This is a genomic window from Microbacterium sp. bgisy203 (genome assembly GCF_057706945.1).
In genome coordinates this window covers 139,288-157,741 of sequence record NZ_JBYIPF010000004.1, presented here as the reverse complement: position 1 = coordinate 157,741, position 18,454 = coordinate 139,288, and the positions used below count along the sequence as shown (strand labels likewise).

Here is an 18,454-nt window from a genome sequence, read left to right as displayed (position 1 = left end):
GATCCAATGTACGCGCCCGGTTCCCGCAGCCGTCGCACATCTTCGGGAAGGCACGTCACGAAGGCAATGAACGTGGACTCTTCCACCATGCGTCGACGAGGGTGGGGCCGCCCGGCCGCAGCCACCGCGACAGCAGCAGCACTTGTCCTCGGGGGTGTCCTGGCCGCCGCGCCGGCCACAGCCGCCGGGACGACGATCGACGATGCGGTCTTCCGCTGGGGGATCAGCGCGGAGGCGAACGCCGCCGCATACGCGCCGGGCACGTACAACCTGCTCAGCGCGGGAATCGTCAGTGCGACCTCGTCGAGCGACCTCATCACCGCGACGAACTGGAAGCAGAGCGAAGGCGATGTCAGCGTCCTCAAGCTGCAGAGCGACGGCAGCTACGCCGACGCGACGTTCGCGGGTCTGCGCACCAATGCGGCCGGGACGGTCATCTCGACCTCGAACGGCCTCAACTCGGGCCACGTCGTCGAAATCGCGAACGGAACCGGAACGGTCGACCCCGCCGCCGGCACCGCCGAGATCCAGTGGACGGGCACGTTCACCTCGGCGTTCTACTCCGGGATGACGCGTGCGTGGATCACCGATCCGCATCTCAGCGTCGCCGCGAACGGCACGGGCACGGTCACCGCCACGCTCGGCGGCTACCGCACCTCGATGGACGACACCAGCCTCTTCGAATCCATCACCCCCGCAGAGAACGTGGTCATCGCGACGCTCACCGGCGTCGACGTCACCGCGACCGGCTTCACCGTGACGCCCGACTACCTGGGCAAGACCGTCAACACCGGTAGCGGCACCCCCCAGGTGACGACGGGCCCGAACTTCGGCGCCTTCCCGCAGTCGTTCGTCGACTTCCAGGTGCAGACCGGCCAGTCGAGCTACTGGTACTCGTCGGGCGGCGCGGCCGACGCACGCAAGCCCGCCACCCCGCTCGCCGTCTCCTACACGGCCGCAGCCGTGCCCGCGACGCCCACCGTCACGGTGTCGAAGACCACGGGGCTCACGAAGGGCGAGACGGTCACGGTGACGGGCTCGGGCTTCGTCGCCTCCGCACCCGCCACGAACGGCACCCGACCGCCGCTCGCCGGCACCTTCGGCGGCGCGTACGTCGTCTTCGGCAAGTTCCCGCAGAACTGGAAGCCCTCCGCCGGTGTCGCGAGCTCTGCACGCACCGTCATCTCGCAGAAGTGGGCCGTCCCCGCGGCGAGCGTGGCGACGATCGGCGGTGCCGGCTCCGGTGCGATCGAGCTCGCTCCCGACGGCACGTTCTCGACGGAGATCACGCTGTCGCCGACCGACGCGCAGGCTCTCGCGGCCGGCAACTTCGGCATCTACACCTACCCGGGCAGCGGCGCCGCGTACGCGCCGTTCGAGACGTACACGCCGCTGACGTTCGCGGACGAGTCGACCGTCGTCGTCGAGGTTCCGACGTGGGTCGACAACCCGTCCGGCTCGTTCGGCTGGGCGTTCGCCGGTACGTCGCCGGCCGACCTCGGCACGGCGACGCAGGAAGGCGACAACTTCGTCGCCTCCGGCTCGCTGACGAACATCGTCGTCACCGACACGCGTGCCGGCGGAACCTCGCCGTACACGTGGAGCATCTCGGGCCAGGCCGGCACGTTCAGCTCGACCGGCGGCGCGTCGTTCTCGGGCGGTCTGCTCGGCTGGACCCCCAAGATCGTCGCCGGCGGCGCCTCGGTGTCCGCGGGGGCCGAGGTCGCCTCGACCCGACTGGGCGGCGCGGGCCTGGGCTCGTCGCGCGTACTGGCATCGTCGACGGCAGCCGCGACCGCGACGGTCGGAGCCGATCTCGATCTCGTCATCCCCGGCACCACCGCCGCGGGCGACTACACGAGCAAGCTCACCATCACCGCACTCCAGTGAGTGCGTCGGGGCCCCGGCACGACGCCGGGGCCCCGGCATCCGACCCCCGAAAGCCAGCCGTGACCGATTCCGCTCCCCACCCGCCGCGTCGCCGGCGCGTCCTTCTCGCTTCCGCCGTCCTCGTGGCCCTCGGTCTCACGGGGGCGTTCGCCGTCGGGACTGCCCCCGCACGCGCCGACGACTCCGCCGGCGGCGTCGCGTGGTCGGTGCGCACGGCCGACAACGCGAACGGCAACGCTCGCGCGAACTTCATTTACGACGTCGATCCCGGCGCCGTGATCGAGGACGCCATGGTCGTCGTCAACACCGGCACCGAGGCCCTCCCCCTCGCGGTCTACGCGGCGGACGCATTCACGGCATCCAGCGGCGAGATCGACGTCGTCGTCGACGGCACGCCCTCCGTCGACGCGGGGACCTGGGTCGACGTCACGTCTGCGACCCTCGAACTCGCCCCGGGCCAGCAGACCGAAGTGGCCTTCACGATCACGGTGCCCGCCGACGCCCGGCCCGGCGATCACGCCGCGGGCATCGTCACGTCGCTCCAGACGACGGATGCCTCGCAGTCACTGTCGGTCGATCGACGGCTCGGCACGCGGATCAATCTCCGCGTCGCGGGCGAACTCGCGCCGGCCGCGGCCGTCTCGAACGTCGAGGCGTCCTACACGCCGTCATGGAATCCGTTCGCGCCCGGCGTTCTGACGATCTCCTACGCGCTTGAGAACTCCGGGAACACCCGCATCACGGGGCTGGAGACCATCGCGGTCGCCGGGCCGGGGGGCCTGTTAGGGACCACCTTCGCCCCGACGCAGCTCGCCGAGGTGATCCCCGGCTCGACGATCGAGGTCGCGACCGAGGTGCCGACCCTCTCGCTCGGCTGGCTGAGCGGATCTGCCACGGTGACTCCGGAGGGAGTCGGTCTCGGCGCCGGATCGGTGGCCCCCGTCGCGATGGAGTTCTCGATCGCCGCGGTGCCGTGGAGTCTGTATGCGCTGCTCCTGCTCGTCGTCGGCGCTGCCGTCTTGGTGGTGGCGCTCATCCGCCGTCGCGAGCGGCGCCGGACGGCCTCCTCTGCGTAACAATCGGTGCGGAAAGCAGGCTCAACCGTTCGACCGGGCCCGATCGGCAGCGCGAGGTGCCGATCGGGCCTGCTTTCGACGCGCCGGCGCCGCCCCACGCGCACCGGTCCCGCCGGTGCAGGTCACGGCCGCAGCGGAAGGAGCGCCGAGATGTCGGCGCGGGTGCCCGAGGCGGCGATCCGGCCGGCGGCCGCGGCATCCGCCCACGCCTCACCGCCGGTGGCGAGCGCGATCCAGGTCGCCGCGTCGGTCTCGACGACGTTCGGCGGGGTGCCGCGCGTGTGCCGGGGGCCCTCGACGACCTGGACGGCGCCGAAGGGCGGCACCCGCACCTCGACCGTGTTGCCCGGCGCCTTCTCGACCAGCAGCTGCAGGAGATAGCGGACCGCCGTGGCCGTGTCGGTGCGGCTTGCGGGGGCGGCATCCGGGCTCGCGGCGGCCCCGGCGACGGCAGCGAGCGCCGCCCGCCCGTCTCCCGTGGTGATCTTCCGCGCCATGGGTCCACGCTAGCCGTACACAACTCAGGCAGAACCGCCCCCGGCCGGCGGCTCCGGGGCCCACGGCACCGTTCTGCCTGAGTTGTGTCACCGCGCCGGGGCCGCAGAGCGCCCGCGGCCGGCGTGCCGTATTCAGTCTCGGCGTGCGCGCGACCGGTCGCGGTCCGCAGAATCCCGCGGCGCGCCGTCACCGCCCGAACCGTACAGACTGAAGACGGAACACGAACCCCGCCCGACCCCGTCGGTAGGCTGGGCGCGTGCGCATTCTCGTCCTCGGTTCCGGTGCCCGCGAGCACGCCATCATCCTGTCGCTGAAGGGCGAGGGCGGGCACGAGCTGTTCGCCGCGCCCGGCAACGCGGGCATCGCGGGCGACGCCACCATCGTCCCCGGCCTCGACGCAAACGACCCGGCCGCCGTGACCGGTTATGCCAACGAGGCGCAGATCGATCTCGTGATCATCGGACCCGAGGCGCCGCTCGTCGCAGGGGTCGCCGATGCGCTGCGCGGACGGGGCATCCCCGTGTTCGGGCCGGGAAAGGCGGCAGCGCAGCTCGAGGGCTCGAAGTCGTTCGCGAAGCGGATCATGGATGCCGCGGGCGTCCCGACCGGGCGCGCCACGCGCGCCACCACCCGCGCCGAGGTCGAGGCCGCGCTCGACGCCTACGGCGCCCCTTATGTCGTCAAGGCCGACGGCCTCGCCGCCGGCAAGGGCGTCATCGTCACCGACGACCGCGACGCCGCCCTCGCGCACGCCGACACCTACCTCGCGACGGGCGCCGTGCTCGTCGAAGAGTTCCTCTCCGGCCCCGAGGTCTCGCTCTTCTTCGTCAGCGACGGCGACGCCGTCCGCGCCCTCACCCCCGCGCAGGACTACAAGCGCGCACTCGACGGCGACGAGGGCCCGAACACCGGCGGCATGGGCGCCTACTCGCCCCTCCCCTGGCTCGCGGAGCGCTTCGGCAGCGAAGAGGCCTTCGTCGACGAGGTCACCCGCACCGTCGCCGAGCCCGTGATCCGCGAATTGGATGCCGAGGGCACCCCGTTCATCGGACTCCTCTACGCCGGGCTCATCGTCACGGGCGAGGGCGACGACACGCAGATCAAGGTCATCGAGTTCAACGCGCGCTTCGGCGACCCCGAGACGCAGGTCGTCCTCGCGCGCCTCACGAGCCCCCTGTCGCGCCTGCTGATGTCGGCGGCGAGCGGCATCCTCGAGGACGAGCCGGCGCCGACGTTCGCCGACTTCTCCGCGATCACGGTCGTCCTCGCGAGCGAGGGCTACCCCGAGTCGCCCCGCACGGGCCGCGAGCTCCACGGTCTCGAGGCCGCGGCCGAGACTCCCGGCATCCACATCGCCCATGCGGCCACCGAGGAGCGCGAGGGCATCCTCGTCGCGACCGGCGGACGCGTGATCAACGTCGTCGCGACGGGTGCGTCGTTCGCGCAGGCGCGCGAGCACGCCTACGCGGCGCTCGATGAGATCTCGCTCGACGGCGCGCACTTCCGCACCGACATCGCCGCGCGCGTCGCCGACGCCTGATCCCCGCGCCCGGCCCCACGGTCGCGGCGCCTCCCCCGCCCGCGAGACCGCGCAAATGTCACGATCCGGCGTCCGGAAGCGTACATTTGCGCGGTCTCGCGGTCAGTGGGGGCGCTACAGCCGGGCGTACTCGTCGATGTCGGCGAGGAAGTCCGACACCGCGTCGGGCGACACGGTGGCCTTCGTCGCGCCGAGCGCCGCGAGGTACTCCCCCGTCGTGAGCATCGCGTGGGTCCCGTCGTCGCCGGCTCGGAGCGCGCGGGCGAGCGCCTCCTGCGACGCGCGCCGTGCGGCGTACTCGATGTCGGCCGGGGTGAGGCCCGCGCTCGCGTTCACGAGCGCCGAGATGTCGATGCCCGCCGTCGACTCGCTCGGAATGTAGCGGCTCCAGATCGCGAAGCGCGCCTCGTCGTCGGGCAGCCCGATCGGGATGACGTAATCGAAGCGCCCGTGCCGGAGGAACGCGGCATCCAGCGCTCGTACGAAATTCGTCGCGCAGATGAGGATGCGCCCCTCGCGCTCACGGAACTCCGCGACGAGCTTCAGCAGCTCGTTCGTCACCCCCTGCGTCGGCGACGGCGGCACTCCTCCGCGGCGCGACGCGATCTCCTCGACCTCGTCGATGAAGACGACGGCGTGATCGAGCGCGTCGATCCGCTCGAAGGTCGCCCGGAGCGCGCCGGCGAGTCCCGCGGACGTGTCGGCGAGGCGCGAGGGGAAGACCTCGACGAACGGCCAGTCGAGGCGGGATGCCACGGCTTTCGCGAACGTCGTCTTTCCGGTGCCGGGAGGGCCGAACAGCATGACCGCGCGCGGCGGCACGACGCCGAACCGGTCGGCCATGTCGGGACGCGAGAGGGGCGTGACGAGGCGCGCTTCGAGGAGGTCCTTCTCGTGGCGCATGCCGCTGACGTTCTCCCAGAGGTGGCGGGGCAGCACGCGGCCGCCGACCTCCTTGAGCTGGTCGAGTTCGCGGCGCTGCACCGGCATCCGCCTCTCGAGGTATCGCAGCGGGTCGCGCACCTCGAACCCGTTCGCCGTCAACGCGGCGAGCGGCTCCTGCTCCTCGGCGAGGAGGATCGACAGCTTCCCGAGACCGAGAGGCGCCATCCGGCGTTCGAGGGCGTCGAGGAGGCTGCCCGACACGTGCTCCGCGCCCGGCACCCCGGCCATGCCGAAGAAGACGATCCACCCCTGCGCGTGCGCCGCGCGCCCGACCGCGACTCCGACGAGACGGTCGTCGCGCGTGGCGACGACGGCGTGGTCGGCCTGGCACGAGGCGATGACCTCGGCGAGCGAGTAGACGGGGTTCTCGTCGTCGCCGTTGAGCTCCTCCCAGAGGCGCACGACGGCTTCGAGATCGTCGTCATGGAAGTCGCGCACCTGCGTTCGGCTCACACGGTCATTGTGCCCCAGCCGCGTCTCCGCCCGCGAGACCGCGCTCCCCCCGCCCGCGAGAGCGCGCTCCCCCGCCCGCGAGACCGCACACATGTCACGATCCGGGGCGCGGAAGCGTACATATGCGCGGTCTCGCGGGGACGGAAGGGCGAGAAGAGGCGCTCAGCGCCTCGCAGGGAGGTGCGCGGGGCGTTCCATGAATAGGACCGCGACCACGCCGACGAGCAGCACCGCCGCCGGCAGCAGCATCGACTGGGCCATCGCCGACGAGAAGCCCGACACGACGGCATCCGGCAGGGCGCCGCCGCCGAACTCGCCGACCCCGGCATCGGCGAGCCCGGGCAGGTTCGCCTCGAGCCGCGCCTGCATGAACCCGGCGATGGATGCCGAGCCGAGCACCGAGCCGATCGTCCGGGTCGTGTTGTAGATGCCGGCTCCGGCGCCCGCCTGGCGCGGCGCGAGGTTGCGCGTCGCGGTCGTCGCGAGCGGCCCCCACATGCCGGCCTGCGCGATGCCCATGAGCGCCGAGGGGAGAAGGAACTCCCACGTCGCGGAGCTCGGGTTCATGAGCGCCGCGTACCAGAACAGCGAGACCGCGGCGAGGAAGAGTCCGGGGACGAGCAGCGTCCGGGCATCCACCCTGTCGAGCACGCGCCCCGCGATCGGCGCGAGGACGCCGGAGAGCACCGCCATCGGGATCAGCAGCAGCGCCGACTGCGTCGGGGTGAGCCCGCGCGCGAGCTGGTAGTAGAACATCATCGGCAGCGACATCGCGGTAACGGCGAATCCGACGGTGGCGATGCCGATGTTCGCGACCGAGAAGTTGCGGTCGCGGAACAGCTCGAGAGGAACGAGCGGCTCGCTCTTGGTGCGCGCCTGCTCCCACAGGAACAGCGCGAGCAGCACCACACCGCCGGCGATCATCCCCCACACCCACGGCGCCCAGTCGAAGCGCTCGCCCTCCTGCAGCCCGAAGACGATGAGGAAGAGGGATGCCGCGGAGAGGAACACGCCGACCAGGTCGAACCGGTGCGGGTGGGTCGGAAGGGCGGGAACGAGGATCCAGGCGAGGACGAAGCCGACGATCCCGACCGGGATGTTGACGAAGAAGATCCACTCCCACCCGAGGCCGTCGACGATGAGACCGCCGGCGAGCGGGCCGACGAGCGTCGCGACGCCCGCCGTCGCGCCCCACAGCCCCATCGCGGCACCGCGGTTCGCGGGCGGGAAGGTGCGCGTGATGACCGCCATCGTCTGCGGCGTCATGAGGGCCGCGCCGAGGCCCTGCACCGCACGGAAGACGATGAGCATCTCGAGCGTCGACGACAGTCCGCACCCGAGGGACGCGATCGTGAAGATCGCGAGGCCGACGAGGTAGACCTTCTTCGGACCGAAGCGGTCGCCGAGACGGCCGGTGATCAGCAGCGGCACGGCGTAGGCGAGGAGGTAGGCGGAGGTGACCCACACGACGTTGTCGAGGTTCGCGGTGTCGGGGTCGAGCGCGGCCTTGATCGCCGGGTTCGCGACCGACACGATCGTCGTGTCGACGAGGATCATGAAGAACCCGATGACGAGCGCCCAGAGGGCGGGCCACGGGCTGTGCGCGGGGGTGGATGCCGCAGCGTCGGATGCCGGAGCGCTGGATACCGGAGCGTCGGATGCCGGAGCGTCGGATGCCGGGGCGCTGGATGCCGCGGCATCCGTGCGGTGTGCGGTGGGATCGGTCATTGCCGTGCGGCCTCTCTCTGAGCCAGGTAACGGTCGGTCTGTGCGTGAGCGCCCCAGACGAAGTCGGGGTGGGCGAGGCGTTCGAGGAACCCCGCGAGCCAGTCGTGCTCGGCGGCCAGGAGCGCGCCCTGCCGCTCGACCTCGATGAGGTACTGCTCGAAGGTGCCGCCGTCGAGGGCCTGCGCGCGCCCGCGCACGTGCACGTCACGCGCCTCGGCGAGCGCGGCGAGACGCGTCCGCAGGAGGGCGATCGTCTCCGCGCGCGAGAGGTTGTGCGCCTCGGACAGGGCGACGCGGAACTCGGTCGGCCGATCGAGCACGGGAAGCTCCCGTCGCACCCATTCGGTCACAGCGTCGCGGCCGGCATCCGTCAGCGCGTAGGTCGTGCGCTCGGGGCGGTTGCCGTCGCGGTCGATGCCGACCTCGGCGAGGAGCTCCTGCCGTTCGAGCCGGGCGACGGTGTGGTACATCGTGCCGTTCGTGATCGGGACGATGCGATCGTCGTGGCGCTGGCGCAGCAGGCGGATCATCTCGTACGGGTGCATGTCGTCTTCGCGCAGCAGCGCGAGCACCATGACCCCGAGCGGGGTGAGGCGCGCGACGGTGTCCCTCAGACGTCCTCCCGTGTGGTCCGTGTCGACTAGTCCATGTGGACTATACACCCCATGCGTGTCTCAGCGCGTCCTGTCTCAGAGGGTCCTGTCTCAGAGGGTCCTGTCTCAGCGCGTCCGTGTCTCAGCGCGCCCTGTCTCAACGCGTCGCCGACCCGCCGGTGGGCGCGGTCGCCGTGTCGACGCGCACCACGAGAGATGCCGTGAACCCGCCCGTCGCATCCCCCGTCACGGTCGCGACCTGCAGTGCGCCACCGTCGTCACCGAAGACGTTGTCGGTCGCGAGGCTCACGTTCGCGAGGTTCCGCGCCGACCCGTCGTAGGCGGCGAGCGCGTAGACCGGCCCCAGCATGCTCTCCGGGAAGGCCAGCTGCGAGGTCGCGATCGCGTTGCCGGAGTCGGTGATCTGCGAGACCGACGGGTAGACCTCGAAGTGGATGTGCGGCCAGCGGCCCGAGTAGCACCCGGGGACGATGGAGGTGAAGGTGACCTGGCCGTCGGCATCCGTCACCTGCACGCCGCGGAGATACGTCTCGTTCTCGATGCCCGACGAGTACATCGAGTAGCGGCCCTGCGCGTCGCAGTGCCAGGCGTAGACGGCGACGCCCGCGAAGGGTGCGTCACCGTTCGCCATGTCGGTGAGGCGCAGGGTGAACCGCAGCGGCGCGCCGTCGGCGGTCGCGCCTCCCCCGATCGAGGTGCGGAGGTCCTGGCGCACGATGCCCGACTGCTCGAGCACGTCGGGGCCGTTCGACCCGTCGCCGGGGTAGGGTCCGGCGGTCTCGTCGGGGATCTCGCCGGCGGGGAGCGCGACCGTCGCGGCAGGCGTGGGGGTGGGCGTCGCGGTCGGGGTGGGGGTCGGGGTCGCGGTGCGGGTCGCCGCCGGGGTGGCCGCGGCATCCGCCACTGCCGAGCACGCCGCGAGCGCCACCGCTCCGAGGCCGAGGCCGGCGATGCCGAGGATCCCGCGACGCGACACGAGGGTCATCAGGTCGAAGCCGGCGCCCTGGTCGACGACCTCGTCGTCGGGCCGGTCGAGGGGTCGGCCCTCGTAGCGGGGACCGTCGGGGGTGTGTTCGGGTTCGGGAGTCATGCGACCAGCATCGGCCCGGCGCCCAGGCGTCGCCGCTGGGGCACCTATGCGTCGCCGATGGATGAGAATCGCCGTCCGGTTCGCAGGAGATCTCGTATCGTCGGCGGGCGGTGGCCCCGGTTCGTGCGGGGCGTGCGCCGCCCGGAAGACGAAAGTCCTGCGAACCGAACGCGCGGCGCGGAGCACCGGGATGCGGCACCGGCCGCGCCCGGCGGCACGGCGACCTGGCCGCCCCGGCGCCACGGCGACCCGCGATAATGGTGCGGTGACGGATGCCCTCGATCTGCCCGGCTGGACCCACGTGTACTCCGGGAAGGTGCGCGACCTGTATCGGCCCGCAGACACCCCGGATGCCCCCGACCGGATGCTCGTCGTCGCGAGCGACCGGGTGAGCGCGTTCGACCACGTCTTGAGCCCCGGCATCCCGGACAAGGGTGTGCTGCTGACGACCCTCAGCCTCTGGTGGTTCGACCAGCTCGCCGGCGCCGACGGCGGACCGCGCATCCCGAATCACCTCGCCCCCTCGCATGTCCTCACCCTCGGCCCGGACGGCGAGGCGAACACCGCCGACGACCTCGTCGACCTCATCCCGCCCGCCGTCGCCGGCCGCGCGATGGTGGTCCGGAGCCTCGACATGCTGCCGATCGAGTGCGTCGTCCGCGGCTACCTCACCGGGTCGGGCTGGAAGGAGTACCGCGCCGAGGGCACGGTCTGCGGCATCTCCCTCCCCTCCGGCCTCGAGGACGGCGACCGCCTGCCCGAGCCGATCTTCACCCCCGCCTACAAGGCGCCGATGGGCGAGCACGACGAGAACATCTCGTTCGCCCGGGCCGAGGAGCTCGTGGGCGCAGAGCGTGCCGCAGAGCTCCGCGACCGGTCGCTCGAGACCTATCGTCGCGCCGCTGCGACCGCCGAGGCGAAGGGGCTCATCCTGGCCGACACGAAGTTCGAGTTCGGACTCGACGCGGACGGCACCCTCACCCTCGCCGACGAGGTCCTCACGAGCGACTCGTCCCGGTACTGGGATGCCACCGCCTGGGCGTCGGGGACGACCCCCGCCGAACGCATGGCGAGCTTCGACAAGCAGATCGTCCGCGACTGGCTCGCCGCGCACTGGGATCCTTCGCGCGACGGCGAGGGCACCCCACCCGAGCTCCCCGCCGAGATCGTCGAGCGCACCGCGGCGAAGTACCGCGAACTGCTCGAGAAGCTGACCTCCGACACCGGCGCGCGCTGACGTGGGGCGGCACCGCTCCCGCTGGATCGTCAGCGGCACCGTCGGCCTCGTCTGGCTCGCGACGGCGCTCCTCGCGGCCGCCGTCTCGCTGACCCCGCTCTCCCGCGTGCAGCAGGCCGTGCTTCCGGTCGGCGCGACGCCGTACGTCTGGTCGTGGCCGGCGCCCTGGCCGGCTCTCCTCCCCCTCGCCGGCGCGGTCGCCGTCGCCCTCGTGCACGCGACGCTGCTGCATCTCGCACCGCGCTCGGCGCCCGTGCCGACGACGTGGCTCGCGACCGGCGCGGCCGGCGCGATTGTCGGCATGACCGTCGACATCGCGCTCGTCTTCGGCCCCCTCCTGACCTCGGGGTGGGCGCTGTGGTCGGTCGACCTCGGTTCGCGGGCCGCGTCGGGCGCGTACTGGGGCCTGCTGTACGGCTGGATCCCCGCCCTCATCGCCGGACGGCTCGCGCGGCGCGCACAGACAGGCGACGCCGACGCGCAGCCGGACGCGCCGCGCACCGGGCGGCGTGGCCTGGCGATCACGGCGACCGTCGCCGTCGTGGCCCTCGTCGCGCTCGCCGCGGTCCGGGTCGGGGGCGACGAGGCATCCCAGGCTCAGCTGCGCGCCGAAGCCGAACAGCAGGAGCCGCCGCCCGCCGACGGCTCGCTGCGCCCCGACCCGGATGCCGCGGGCGAACCCGTCCCCGAGGTCGCGCCCGGGCCCGGCATCACCGACATCGACGGCTGCACTCCCGCGCGCGCGACGATCCTCCTCGGGAGCGTCGACGGCGCGACGGGCCACCGGGGGCTCAGCCTCGAGCTCATGAACTTCTCCGACCGCCCGTGCGTGATCGAGGGCTATCCCGACATCGCGTTCGGCGACCAGAACGGGCACCTCCTCGCCGTCGCGGTGGCGCAGGGCGGCTCGTTTATGGGGAGCGACGCCGGGCCGACGCGCGTCGAGATCCCCGCGGGCGGGTCGGCGGTCGCGACGATCGGGTGGGATGCGGCATCCACGCAGGGCGCGCTCGTGACGCGCACCCTGTGGGCGGCGGTCCTCGCCGGAGAGACGCGCGGGTCGTGGCCGATCGACCTCGATGTCGTCGAGGGGTCGGACGTCGCGGTGACGGCGTGGGCGCTGCGGGATCCCGGCGCCGCGACCGAGGGATAGTTCCGTACCGGGGCATCGCGGCACACAGCACCCTCCCAGGTAGTCTGAGCGCTGGCATCCCCCCCAGTTCGAACGAGGAGCACCCCCATGCCCATCTGGACCCTCCACGGCGACGGGCGCACCGTCGAACCCGGCGCCGTCGTCACCCCGTCCGAGCGCCTGAGCTGGCCGGCGACCATCGCGATCGGCGCGCAGCACGTGGTCGCGATGTTCGGTGCGACCTTCCTCGTACCGCTGCTCACCGGCTTCCCCGTCTCGACGACGCTGCTGTTCTCGGGACTCGGGACGCTGCTGTTCCTCATCCTCACGAAGAACAAGCTGCCGAGCTACCTCGGGTCGTCGTTCGCGTTCATCGCCCCGATCGTCGCGCTCGGACCCGGCGGCGGCAAGCCGCTCGACTCGCCGGAGCAGATCTCGCAGGCCCTCCTCGGCGTCTTCTTCGTCGGCATCCTGCTCGCCGGCGTGGGACTGCTCGTACAGGCGACCGGCACGGGCTGGATCGAGAAGCTCATGCCTCCGGTCGTCTCGGGCGCGATCGTCGCCCTCATCGGCCTGAACCTCGCCCCAGCCGCGTGGAACAACTTCAAGACCGACGGCCTGCTCGGCACGATCACCCTCGTCGCGTGCATCCTGTTCGCGGTGCTGTTCCGCGGGTTCCTCGGCCGCGTGTCGATCTTCCTCGGCGTCGTCGTCGGGTACGTCGCCGCGGCGATCCTGGGGCGCATCGACTGGAGCGGCGTGGAGAGCGCGGCATGGATCGGCCTGCCCGAGTTCCACTTCCCCGCGTTCGGCGACCCGCAGGCGTGGGGCGCGCTGCCGATGTTCCTCCCCGTCATTCTCGTGCTCATCGCCGAGAACGTCGGCCACGTCCGCGGCGTCGCGACGATGGCTCAGGACCCGTCCCTCAACAAGAGCACCGGCCGGGCGCTTCTCGCCGACGGCGTCGCGACGACGATCGCGGGCCTCGGCGGCGGCTCGGGAACGACGACCTACGGTGAGAACATCGGGGTCATGGCGGCGACCCGCGTCTACTCGACGGCGGCGTACTGGGTCGCGGGCACGGTCGCGATCCTGCTGGCCTTCTCGCCGAAGGTCGGCGCCGTCATCTTCGCGATGCCCGCCGGCGTCCTCGGCGGCGTGACGACCGCGCTCTACGGCCTCATCGGCGTGATCGGCATCAAGATCTGGGTCGACAACCAGGTCGACTTCTCGCGTCCCGTCAACCAGTACACGGTCGCGGTCGCGTTCATCATCGCGATCGCCGGCTTCGAGTTCACGCTCGGCAGCCTCAGCTTCGGCGCGATCGTCCTCGGCGCGGTCGCGGCGCTCCTCATCTATCACGTGGGCAACGCGATCGCCCGCTGGCGCAAGACCGGCGCCGACGACGGCGGCCCCATCGTCCCGATCGGCCAGCTCGGCGGCGACCCCGAGTGACCCGGCGCTGAGGGGATGCCTGGACTCGCGCCATCCAGGCATCCCCTCACCTGCCTGCACCCCTCTGGCAGCACCCCCCTGGTAGCACCCCCCATGGCAGCACCCGCCCCGCGGAGGTTTCGTCGGCGCAGATCGCTCTCTCCGGGCCGGATGCCGACGATTCGCGCCGACGAAAGCGCGCGTGACGACGATTCGCGCCGATACGACCACGAGAGACGGCGCGCGAGGCGCGTCAGGCCGAGTCGCGCACCACGAGGGTCGTGTCGAGCATCGTGACATGCGGCGGCGTGCCGCCCGCGAGGAGCGACAGCAGCACGTCGGCCATCTTCTCGCCCTGTGCGTGCGAGGGTTGGCGCACCGTCGTCAGCTGCGGCTGCACCGCGACGGCGACCGGCGAGTCGTCGAACCCGACGATCGCGACATCCTCGGGCACGCGGATGCCGGCTCTGCCCAGCACCGCGAGCGCGCCCCGCGCCATGAGGTCGCTCGCGACGAACAGGGCGTCGAACTCGACGCGCCCGTCGGCGTCGGTACCGGCGCCGGCGAGGATCCGCTGCATCGCGGCCCCTCCGCCGTCGGCGGTGAAGTTGCCGTCCTCGACGGCGACGGGTTCGAGCCCGGCATCCTTCAGCGCCGCGCGGAAGCCGTCGAGCCGGTCGATCCCGGCCGGCATGCTCAGGGGACCGGCGATCGTCGCTATGCGCCGGTGGCCCTTCTCGAGCAGGTAGCGAGTCGCCGCCGCCGCGCCGGCGGCGTTGTCGACATCGACGTAGTAGTCGCGCTCGCGCTCGCGGACGGGCCGGCCGCCGTACACGACCGGCACCGATGCGGCGATGCTGTCGATGAACGTGTCGCTCGTGTGGTGCGAGACGACGACGGCCCCGTCGACCGCGCCGCTGCGGACATAGGCGACGGTCTTGTCGCCCGGGTCGTCGCTCGCGATGATGAGGTTCAGCACGTAGTCCGACCGGCTGAGCCGGGAATGGATGCCGGAGACCACCGCCGCGAAGAACGGGTCGCCGAAGAAGCGCGTCGTGTCCTCGGGGACGACGAGGGCGATCGCCATCGTGGCGCGCGACGCGAGCGAGCGCGCGGCGCGATTCGGCACATAGTGGAGCTCGGCGATCGCGCGGCGCACGGCGTCGGCCGCGGCGGGGCTGACCGCGGTCGACCCGTTGACGACGCGCGACACCGTCGAGCGAGACACGCCCGCCGCGGCGGCGACCTCCTCGATCGTCGCGGCCGCACGCGGCGTGTCGATGGTCACGGGGAGGGAACCTCACTCTGGACGGCGGTGGCAGAGGATGCCGCGGCGAGCGCGTCTGCGGGGTGACCCTGCGGGACGTCGATCGCGCGTGCGGCGATGATCCGACGATACTCCAGCGCACTGTCCTTCAGCGTCCGCACCTGGGTGTCGTAGTCGACGTGGACGATGCCGAAGCGCTTCTCGTACCCCCACGCCCACTCGTAGTTGTCGAGCAGCGACCACGCGAAGTAGCCGCGCACGTCGACGCCCGCGTCGACGGCATCGAGCACGGCGCCCAGGTGCGCGCGCAGGAACGCGACCCGGTCGGCGTCGTGCACGCGAGCCTCGGAACCGGCCCCGACGAGGACGTCGTCGTAGGCGGCGCCGTTCTCGGTGACGTACAACGTCGTGCCGACCGGCGCGGTGTACTCGTCGGAGACGCGGCGGAGGAGGGTCGTGAGCGCGGCCGGGTCTACCTCCCAGTGCATGCTCGTGCGCGGCAGGCCCCGGTCGTGCCAGAAGATCCCCTCGTGCGACGGGAACGGCGACTCGGTGCGGCGCGGCGTCGGCGCATCGCCCGGGGCGGGCGCGTGCGGGTCGGGCGCGCCGCCGACGAACTCGCCGTGGTAGTAGTTGACGCCCAGCGCGTCGATCGGGGTCGCGATCGTCTCGAGATCGCCGGGAAGGGTCGCGGCGTCGAGCGCGGCGATGGCCTCGGGGTCGACGGCGCGGATGTCCTCGACGGCGTCGGCGGGGTACGCCGCCCGGAAGATCGGATCGAGGAACCAGCGGTTGAACTGCCCGTCGATGCGACGGGCAGCGTCGAGGTCGGCGGGCACGGCGGCATCCACCGGCTCGGCGACGGTGAGGTTGAGCGTGATGCCGAGGCGCAGCGCCGCGTCGCGGGCGCGCAGCTCACGGACCGTCTGCCCGTGCCCGAGCAGCAGGTGGTGGGCGGCGAGCACGCCGTCGGTGACGCTGTAGCGGCCCGGCGCGTGGATGCCGGCGGTGTAGCTGAGGAACGAGGAGCACCACGGCTCGTTGAGCGTCGTCCAGTTCGCGACGCGGTCGCCGAGCGCGTCGTGCACGTCCAGCGCGTACTCGGTGAACCGCTCGGCCGTCGAACGGACGGTCCAGCCGCCCTGCTCTTCGATCGCCTGGGGCAGGTCCCAGTGGTAGAGGGTCAGCCACGGCAGGATGTCGTTCTCGCGCAGGTCGTCGACGAGTCGCTTGTAGAAGTCGAGGCCCTTCTGGTTCACCGCGCCGCCGTCCGGTCGCACACGCGCCCACGACACCGAGAAGCGGTAGGTGTCGAGGCCGAGCTCCTTCATGAGCGCGACGTCCTGCGGGTAGCGGTGATAGTGGTCGCACGCGACGTCTCCGTTGTCGCCGCCGATGACGGCGCCCGGCACGCGCGCAAAGGCATCCCAGATGGATGCCGTGCGGCCGTCCTCGAACGCGGCCCCCTCGATCTGGTAGGCGGCCGTCGCCGCGCCGAAGAGGAATTCCGGCGCGAAGGCGCGCGAGTGCTCAGCCATGATGATCCTTCCCTGTCGCGGCGGGTCTCAGCCCTTGACCGCACCTTGCATGATGCCACTGACCAGCTGCTTGCCCGCGAAGACGAACAGGATCAGGAGCGGGATCGTCGCCAGCAGCACGCCGGCCAGGACGATCGAATAGTCGACGAAGTAGTTCGACTGCAGCAGCGACAGTGCGACGGGAAGGGTCGGATTCTGCCGGTCGAGCACGATGAAAGGCCAGAAGAAGTTGTTCCAGGCCGATACGAACGTGAAGAGGGCGAGCATCGCGGCCGCGGGCCGCGCGGCGGGCAGGCCCACCGTCAGGAACGTGCGGAACGAGCTCGCACCGTCGACGCGCGCGGCCTCGATGAGCTCGTCGGGCACCGCCTGACGCAGGTACTGCGTCATCCAGAACACGCCGAACGCACTCACGAGCGCGGGCACGATGATCGCGCCGAGCTGCCCCGTCCAGCCGAGGTCGCCGAAGAGGATGTACAGCGGCACGACGCCGAGCTGCGTGGGGACGGCCATCGTCGCGATGACGAAGACCAGCAGCACGCTCGACCCGCGGAAGCGCAGCTTCGCGAACGCCCACCCGGCGAGGGTGGAGAAGAAGACGACGGATGCCGCGATCAGCGCGGAGCTCACGATCGAGTTCCACAGGGCCACCCAGAAGTTCACCGCCGGGTCGTTCATGACCTTCGCGGCGTTCGCGAAGAAGTTGCCTCCGGGGATCCACGACATGTTCGGGTCGCGGATCGTGTACGAGTCGCCCGAGCCGATCAGGAACGACCAGTAGAAGGGGAAGACGCTCGCCAGGAGCACGATGCCCAGGCACGCGTACACGAACCACCCCGGCCGGGCGCCCTTGACGTGGCGCGCGCGGGGACGGCGATTCTCGGCGGGGATGTCGGTCTCGTCGATGACGATGGGCCGCTCGTTCAGGACGCTCATCGAACGGCCTCCCTGGTGTTGTCTCGGGTGCGCGCGCCGGTGTGCGCGCTCGCGCCGCCGGCGGCGACGGATGCCTTGGCCTCGCGCCGGGCGGCACGCAGCTCCGACCTGCTGAGCGGGCCGCGGGCGCCCTCGTCGCGGACGAGGCTGCGGGTGATGAAGAGGTTCAGGATGCCGATCGCAAGGATGATGAGGAACAGGATCCAGGCGAGCGCGGCCGCGCGCCCGAAGTTCCACTGCCCCCACCCGACGTCGTAGAGCCAGAGCGAGATCGTCAGCCACTGGCTGTTCGCGCCTCCCGTGCCGTACTGGTCGTACATGCGCGGCTCGTCGAAGATCTGCAGGCCGCCGATGGTCGAGGTGATGATGACGAAGATCAGGGTGGGGCGAAGGCTCGGCACGGTGATCGCGAAGAACTGACGCACCTTGCCAGCGCCGTCGACGGTCGCGGCTTCGTAATAGTCGCGCGGGATGGCCTGCATCGCGGCGAGCAGGATGAGGGTGTTGTAACCCGTCCAGCGGAAGTTGACCATCGTGGCGATCGCGATGTGGCTCGCGAAGGCGTTGGAGTGCCACTTGACCGGCTCGATGCCGATGCTGCCCAGCCACGTGTTGACGAGGCCGTACTGGTCACCGAACAGGTTCGAGAAGATGAGCGCGACGGCGACGGGCGCCATCACGTACGGCACGAGCACGCCCATGCGCCAGAAGGTCTTCGCGCGGATGTTCTGGTCGAGGAGGGCCGCGATGAAGATCGCGGCGATCAGCTGCGGCACCGACGAGAGCAGGAAGATGCTGAACGTGTTGCGCAAAGCCGTCCAGAACTTCGGGTCGTTCACGACGCTGGCGTACTGCTCGAAGCCGATGAACTCGCCCGAGTTTCGCACGAGGTCCCAGTCCATGAAGGAGATGACCGCGGTGTAACCGATCGGGAAGAGCCCGACGACGACGAACAGGATGAAGAACGGCGAGATGTAGAGGTAGGGCGAGACCTTCAGGTCCCACGCGCTGAGCTTGCTGCTGAAGCCGACGCGCTTCGGGGTGCGCGCGGGGGTGGTGGATGCCGTCACGGTCGG

The 18,454-nt window shown here is 71.4% G+C and carries 15 protein-coding genes; 6 read left to right on the top strand and 9 right to left on the bottom strand.

Annotated elements, in window-relative coordinates; all coding sequences use genetic code 11:
* The first annotated feature begins 72 nt into the window (after positions 1-72).
* Together AC3ENQ_RS08535 and AC3ENQ_RS08530 are read left to right on the top strand one after the other, a co-directional pair.
* The gene (locus AC3ENQ_RS08535; RefSeq protein WP_431803616.1) at positions 73-1,890 is read left to right on the top strand and encodes a hypothetical protein; all 1,818 of its coding nucleotides are present in this window, start codon (positions 73-75) and stop codon (positions 1,888-1,890) included.
* A gap of 59 nt (positions 1,891-1,949) precedes the next feature.
* On the top strand, positions 1,950-2,966 hold the full coding sequence (locus AC3ENQ_RS08530) for a WxL protein peptidoglycan domain-containing protein (protein ID WP_431803614.1): 1,017 nt from the start codon (positions 1,950-1,952) through the stop codon (positions 2,964-2,966).
* Positions 2,967-3,088: 122 nt separating this feature from the next.
* On the opposite strand, the gene AC3ENQ_RS08525 is transcribed toward AC3ENQ_RS08530, so the two are convergent.
* Complete coding sequence (locus AC3ENQ_RS08525; RefSeq protein WP_431803612.1) at positions 3,089-3,463, bottom strand: sterol carrier family protein; 375 nt, start codon at positions 3,461-3,463, stop codon at positions 3,089-3,091.
* A 257-nt stretch (positions 3,464-3,720) separates the two neighbouring features.
* Here AC3ENQ_RS08525 and purD point away from each other — a divergent pair, with 257 nt between their 5' ends.
* A complete protein-coding gene (gene purD, locus AC3ENQ_RS08520) occupies positions 3,721-5,004 on the top strand; it encodes a phosphoribosylamine--glycine ligase (protein WP_431803610.1) in 1,284 nt (427 codons plus the stop codon).
* A 114-nt stretch (positions 5,005-5,118) separates the two neighbouring features.
* Here the strand turns inward: purD and AC3ENQ_RS08515 are convergent, their stop codons facing one another.
* The 4 genes from AC3ENQ_RS08515 to AC3ENQ_RS08500 form a co-directional block, all read right to left on the bottom strand.
* Entirely contained in the window at positions 5,119-6,402 is a 1,284-nt protein-coding gene (locus tag AC3ENQ_RS08515) for an ATP-binding protein (protein ID WP_431803608.1), read from the bottom strand.
* A 162-nt stretch (positions 6,403-6,564) separates the two neighbouring features.
* Positions 6,565-8,130, bottom strand: coding sequence for a DHA2 family efflux MFS transporter permease subunit (locus AC3ENQ_RS08510; RefSeq protein ID WP_431803606.1), 1,566 nt, complete (start codon positions 8,128-8,130; stop codon positions 6,565-6,567).
* Positions 8,127-8,705, bottom strand: a complete 579-nt coding sequence (locus AC3ENQ_RS08505) for a PadR family transcriptional regulator (RefSeq protein WP_431803604.1) — start codon at positions 8,703-8,705, stop codon at positions 8,127-8,129. Before AC3ENQ_RS08505 ends, AC3ENQ_RS08510 begins: the two co-directional genes overlap by 4 nt.
* 175 nt (positions 8,706-8,880) lie before the next feature.
* Positions 8,881-9,834, bottom strand: a complete 954-nt coding sequence (locus tag AC3ENQ_RS08500) for an intradiol ring-cleavage dioxygenase (RefSeq protein ID WP_431803602.1) — start codon at positions 9,832-9,834, stop codon at positions 8,881-8,883.
* A gap of 265 nt (positions 9,835-10,099) precedes the next feature.
* On the opposite strand from AC3ENQ_RS08500, the gene AC3ENQ_RS08495 reads away from it, so the two are divergent.
* The 3 genes from AC3ENQ_RS08495 to AC3ENQ_RS08485 all read left to right on the top strand — a co-directional run bounded on the left by AC3ENQ_RS08495 (position 10,100) and on the right by AC3ENQ_RS08485 (position 13,658).
* Positions 10,100-11,071 carry a phosphoribosylaminoimidazolesuccinocarboxamide synthase gene (locus AC3ENQ_RS08495; RefSeq protein WP_431803600.1) on the top strand — a complete coding sequence of 324 codons (972 nt, stop codon included), beginning with the start codon at positions 10,100-10,102 and terminating at the stop codon, positions 11,069-11,071.
* A gap of 1 nt (position 11,072) precedes the next feature.
* Entirely contained in the window at positions 11,073-12,224 is a 1,152-nt protein-coding gene (locus AC3ENQ_RS08490) for a DUF4232 domain-containing protein (RefSeq protein WP_431803598.1), read from the top strand.
* Between the two features lie 87 nt (positions 12,225-12,311).
* Positions 12,312-13,658 carry a uracil-xanthine permease family protein gene (locus AC3ENQ_RS08485; protein WP_431803596.1) on the top strand — a complete coding sequence of 449 codons (1,347 nt, stop codon included), beginning with the start codon at positions 12,312-12,314 and terminating at the stop codon, positions 13,656-13,658.
* A gap of 232 nt (positions 13,659-13,890) precedes the next feature.
* Here the strand turns inward: AC3ENQ_RS08485 and AC3ENQ_RS08480 are convergent, their stop codons facing one another.
* From AC3ENQ_RS08480 to AC3ENQ_RS08465, 4 genes are read right to left on the bottom strand one after another with little or no spacing between them, the layout of a single operon-like run.
* Complete coding sequence (locus tag AC3ENQ_RS08480) at positions 13,891-14,925, bottom strand: LacI family DNA-binding transcriptional regulator (protein ID WP_431803594.1); 1,035 nt, start codon at positions 14,923-14,925, stop codon at positions 13,891-13,893.
* On the bottom strand, positions 14,922-16,442 hold the full coding sequence (locus AC3ENQ_RS08475) for a GH1 family beta-glucosidase (protein WP_431803592.1): 1,521 nt from the start codon (positions 16,440-16,442) through the stop codon (positions 14,922-14,924). The genes AC3ENQ_RS08480 and AC3ENQ_RS08475 overlap by 4 nt, the downstream gene beginning before the upstream one ends.
* 27 nt (positions 16,443-16,469) lie before the next feature.
* On the bottom strand, positions 16,470-17,378 hold the full coding sequence (locus AC3ENQ_RS08470) for a carbohydrate ABC transporter permease (protein WP_431803590.1): 909 nt from the start codon (positions 17,376-17,378) through the stop codon (positions 16,470-16,472).
* The gene (locus tag AC3ENQ_RS08465; RefSeq protein WP_431803588.1) at positions 17,375-18,448 is read right to left on the bottom strand and encodes a carbohydrate ABC transporter permease; all 1,074 of its coding nucleotides are present in this window, start codon (positions 18,446-18,448) and stop codon (positions 17,375-17,377) included. The genes AC3ENQ_RS08470 and AC3ENQ_RS08465 overlap by 4 nt, the downstream gene beginning before the upstream one ends.
* Positions 18,449-18,454 lie beyond the last annotated feature (6 nt).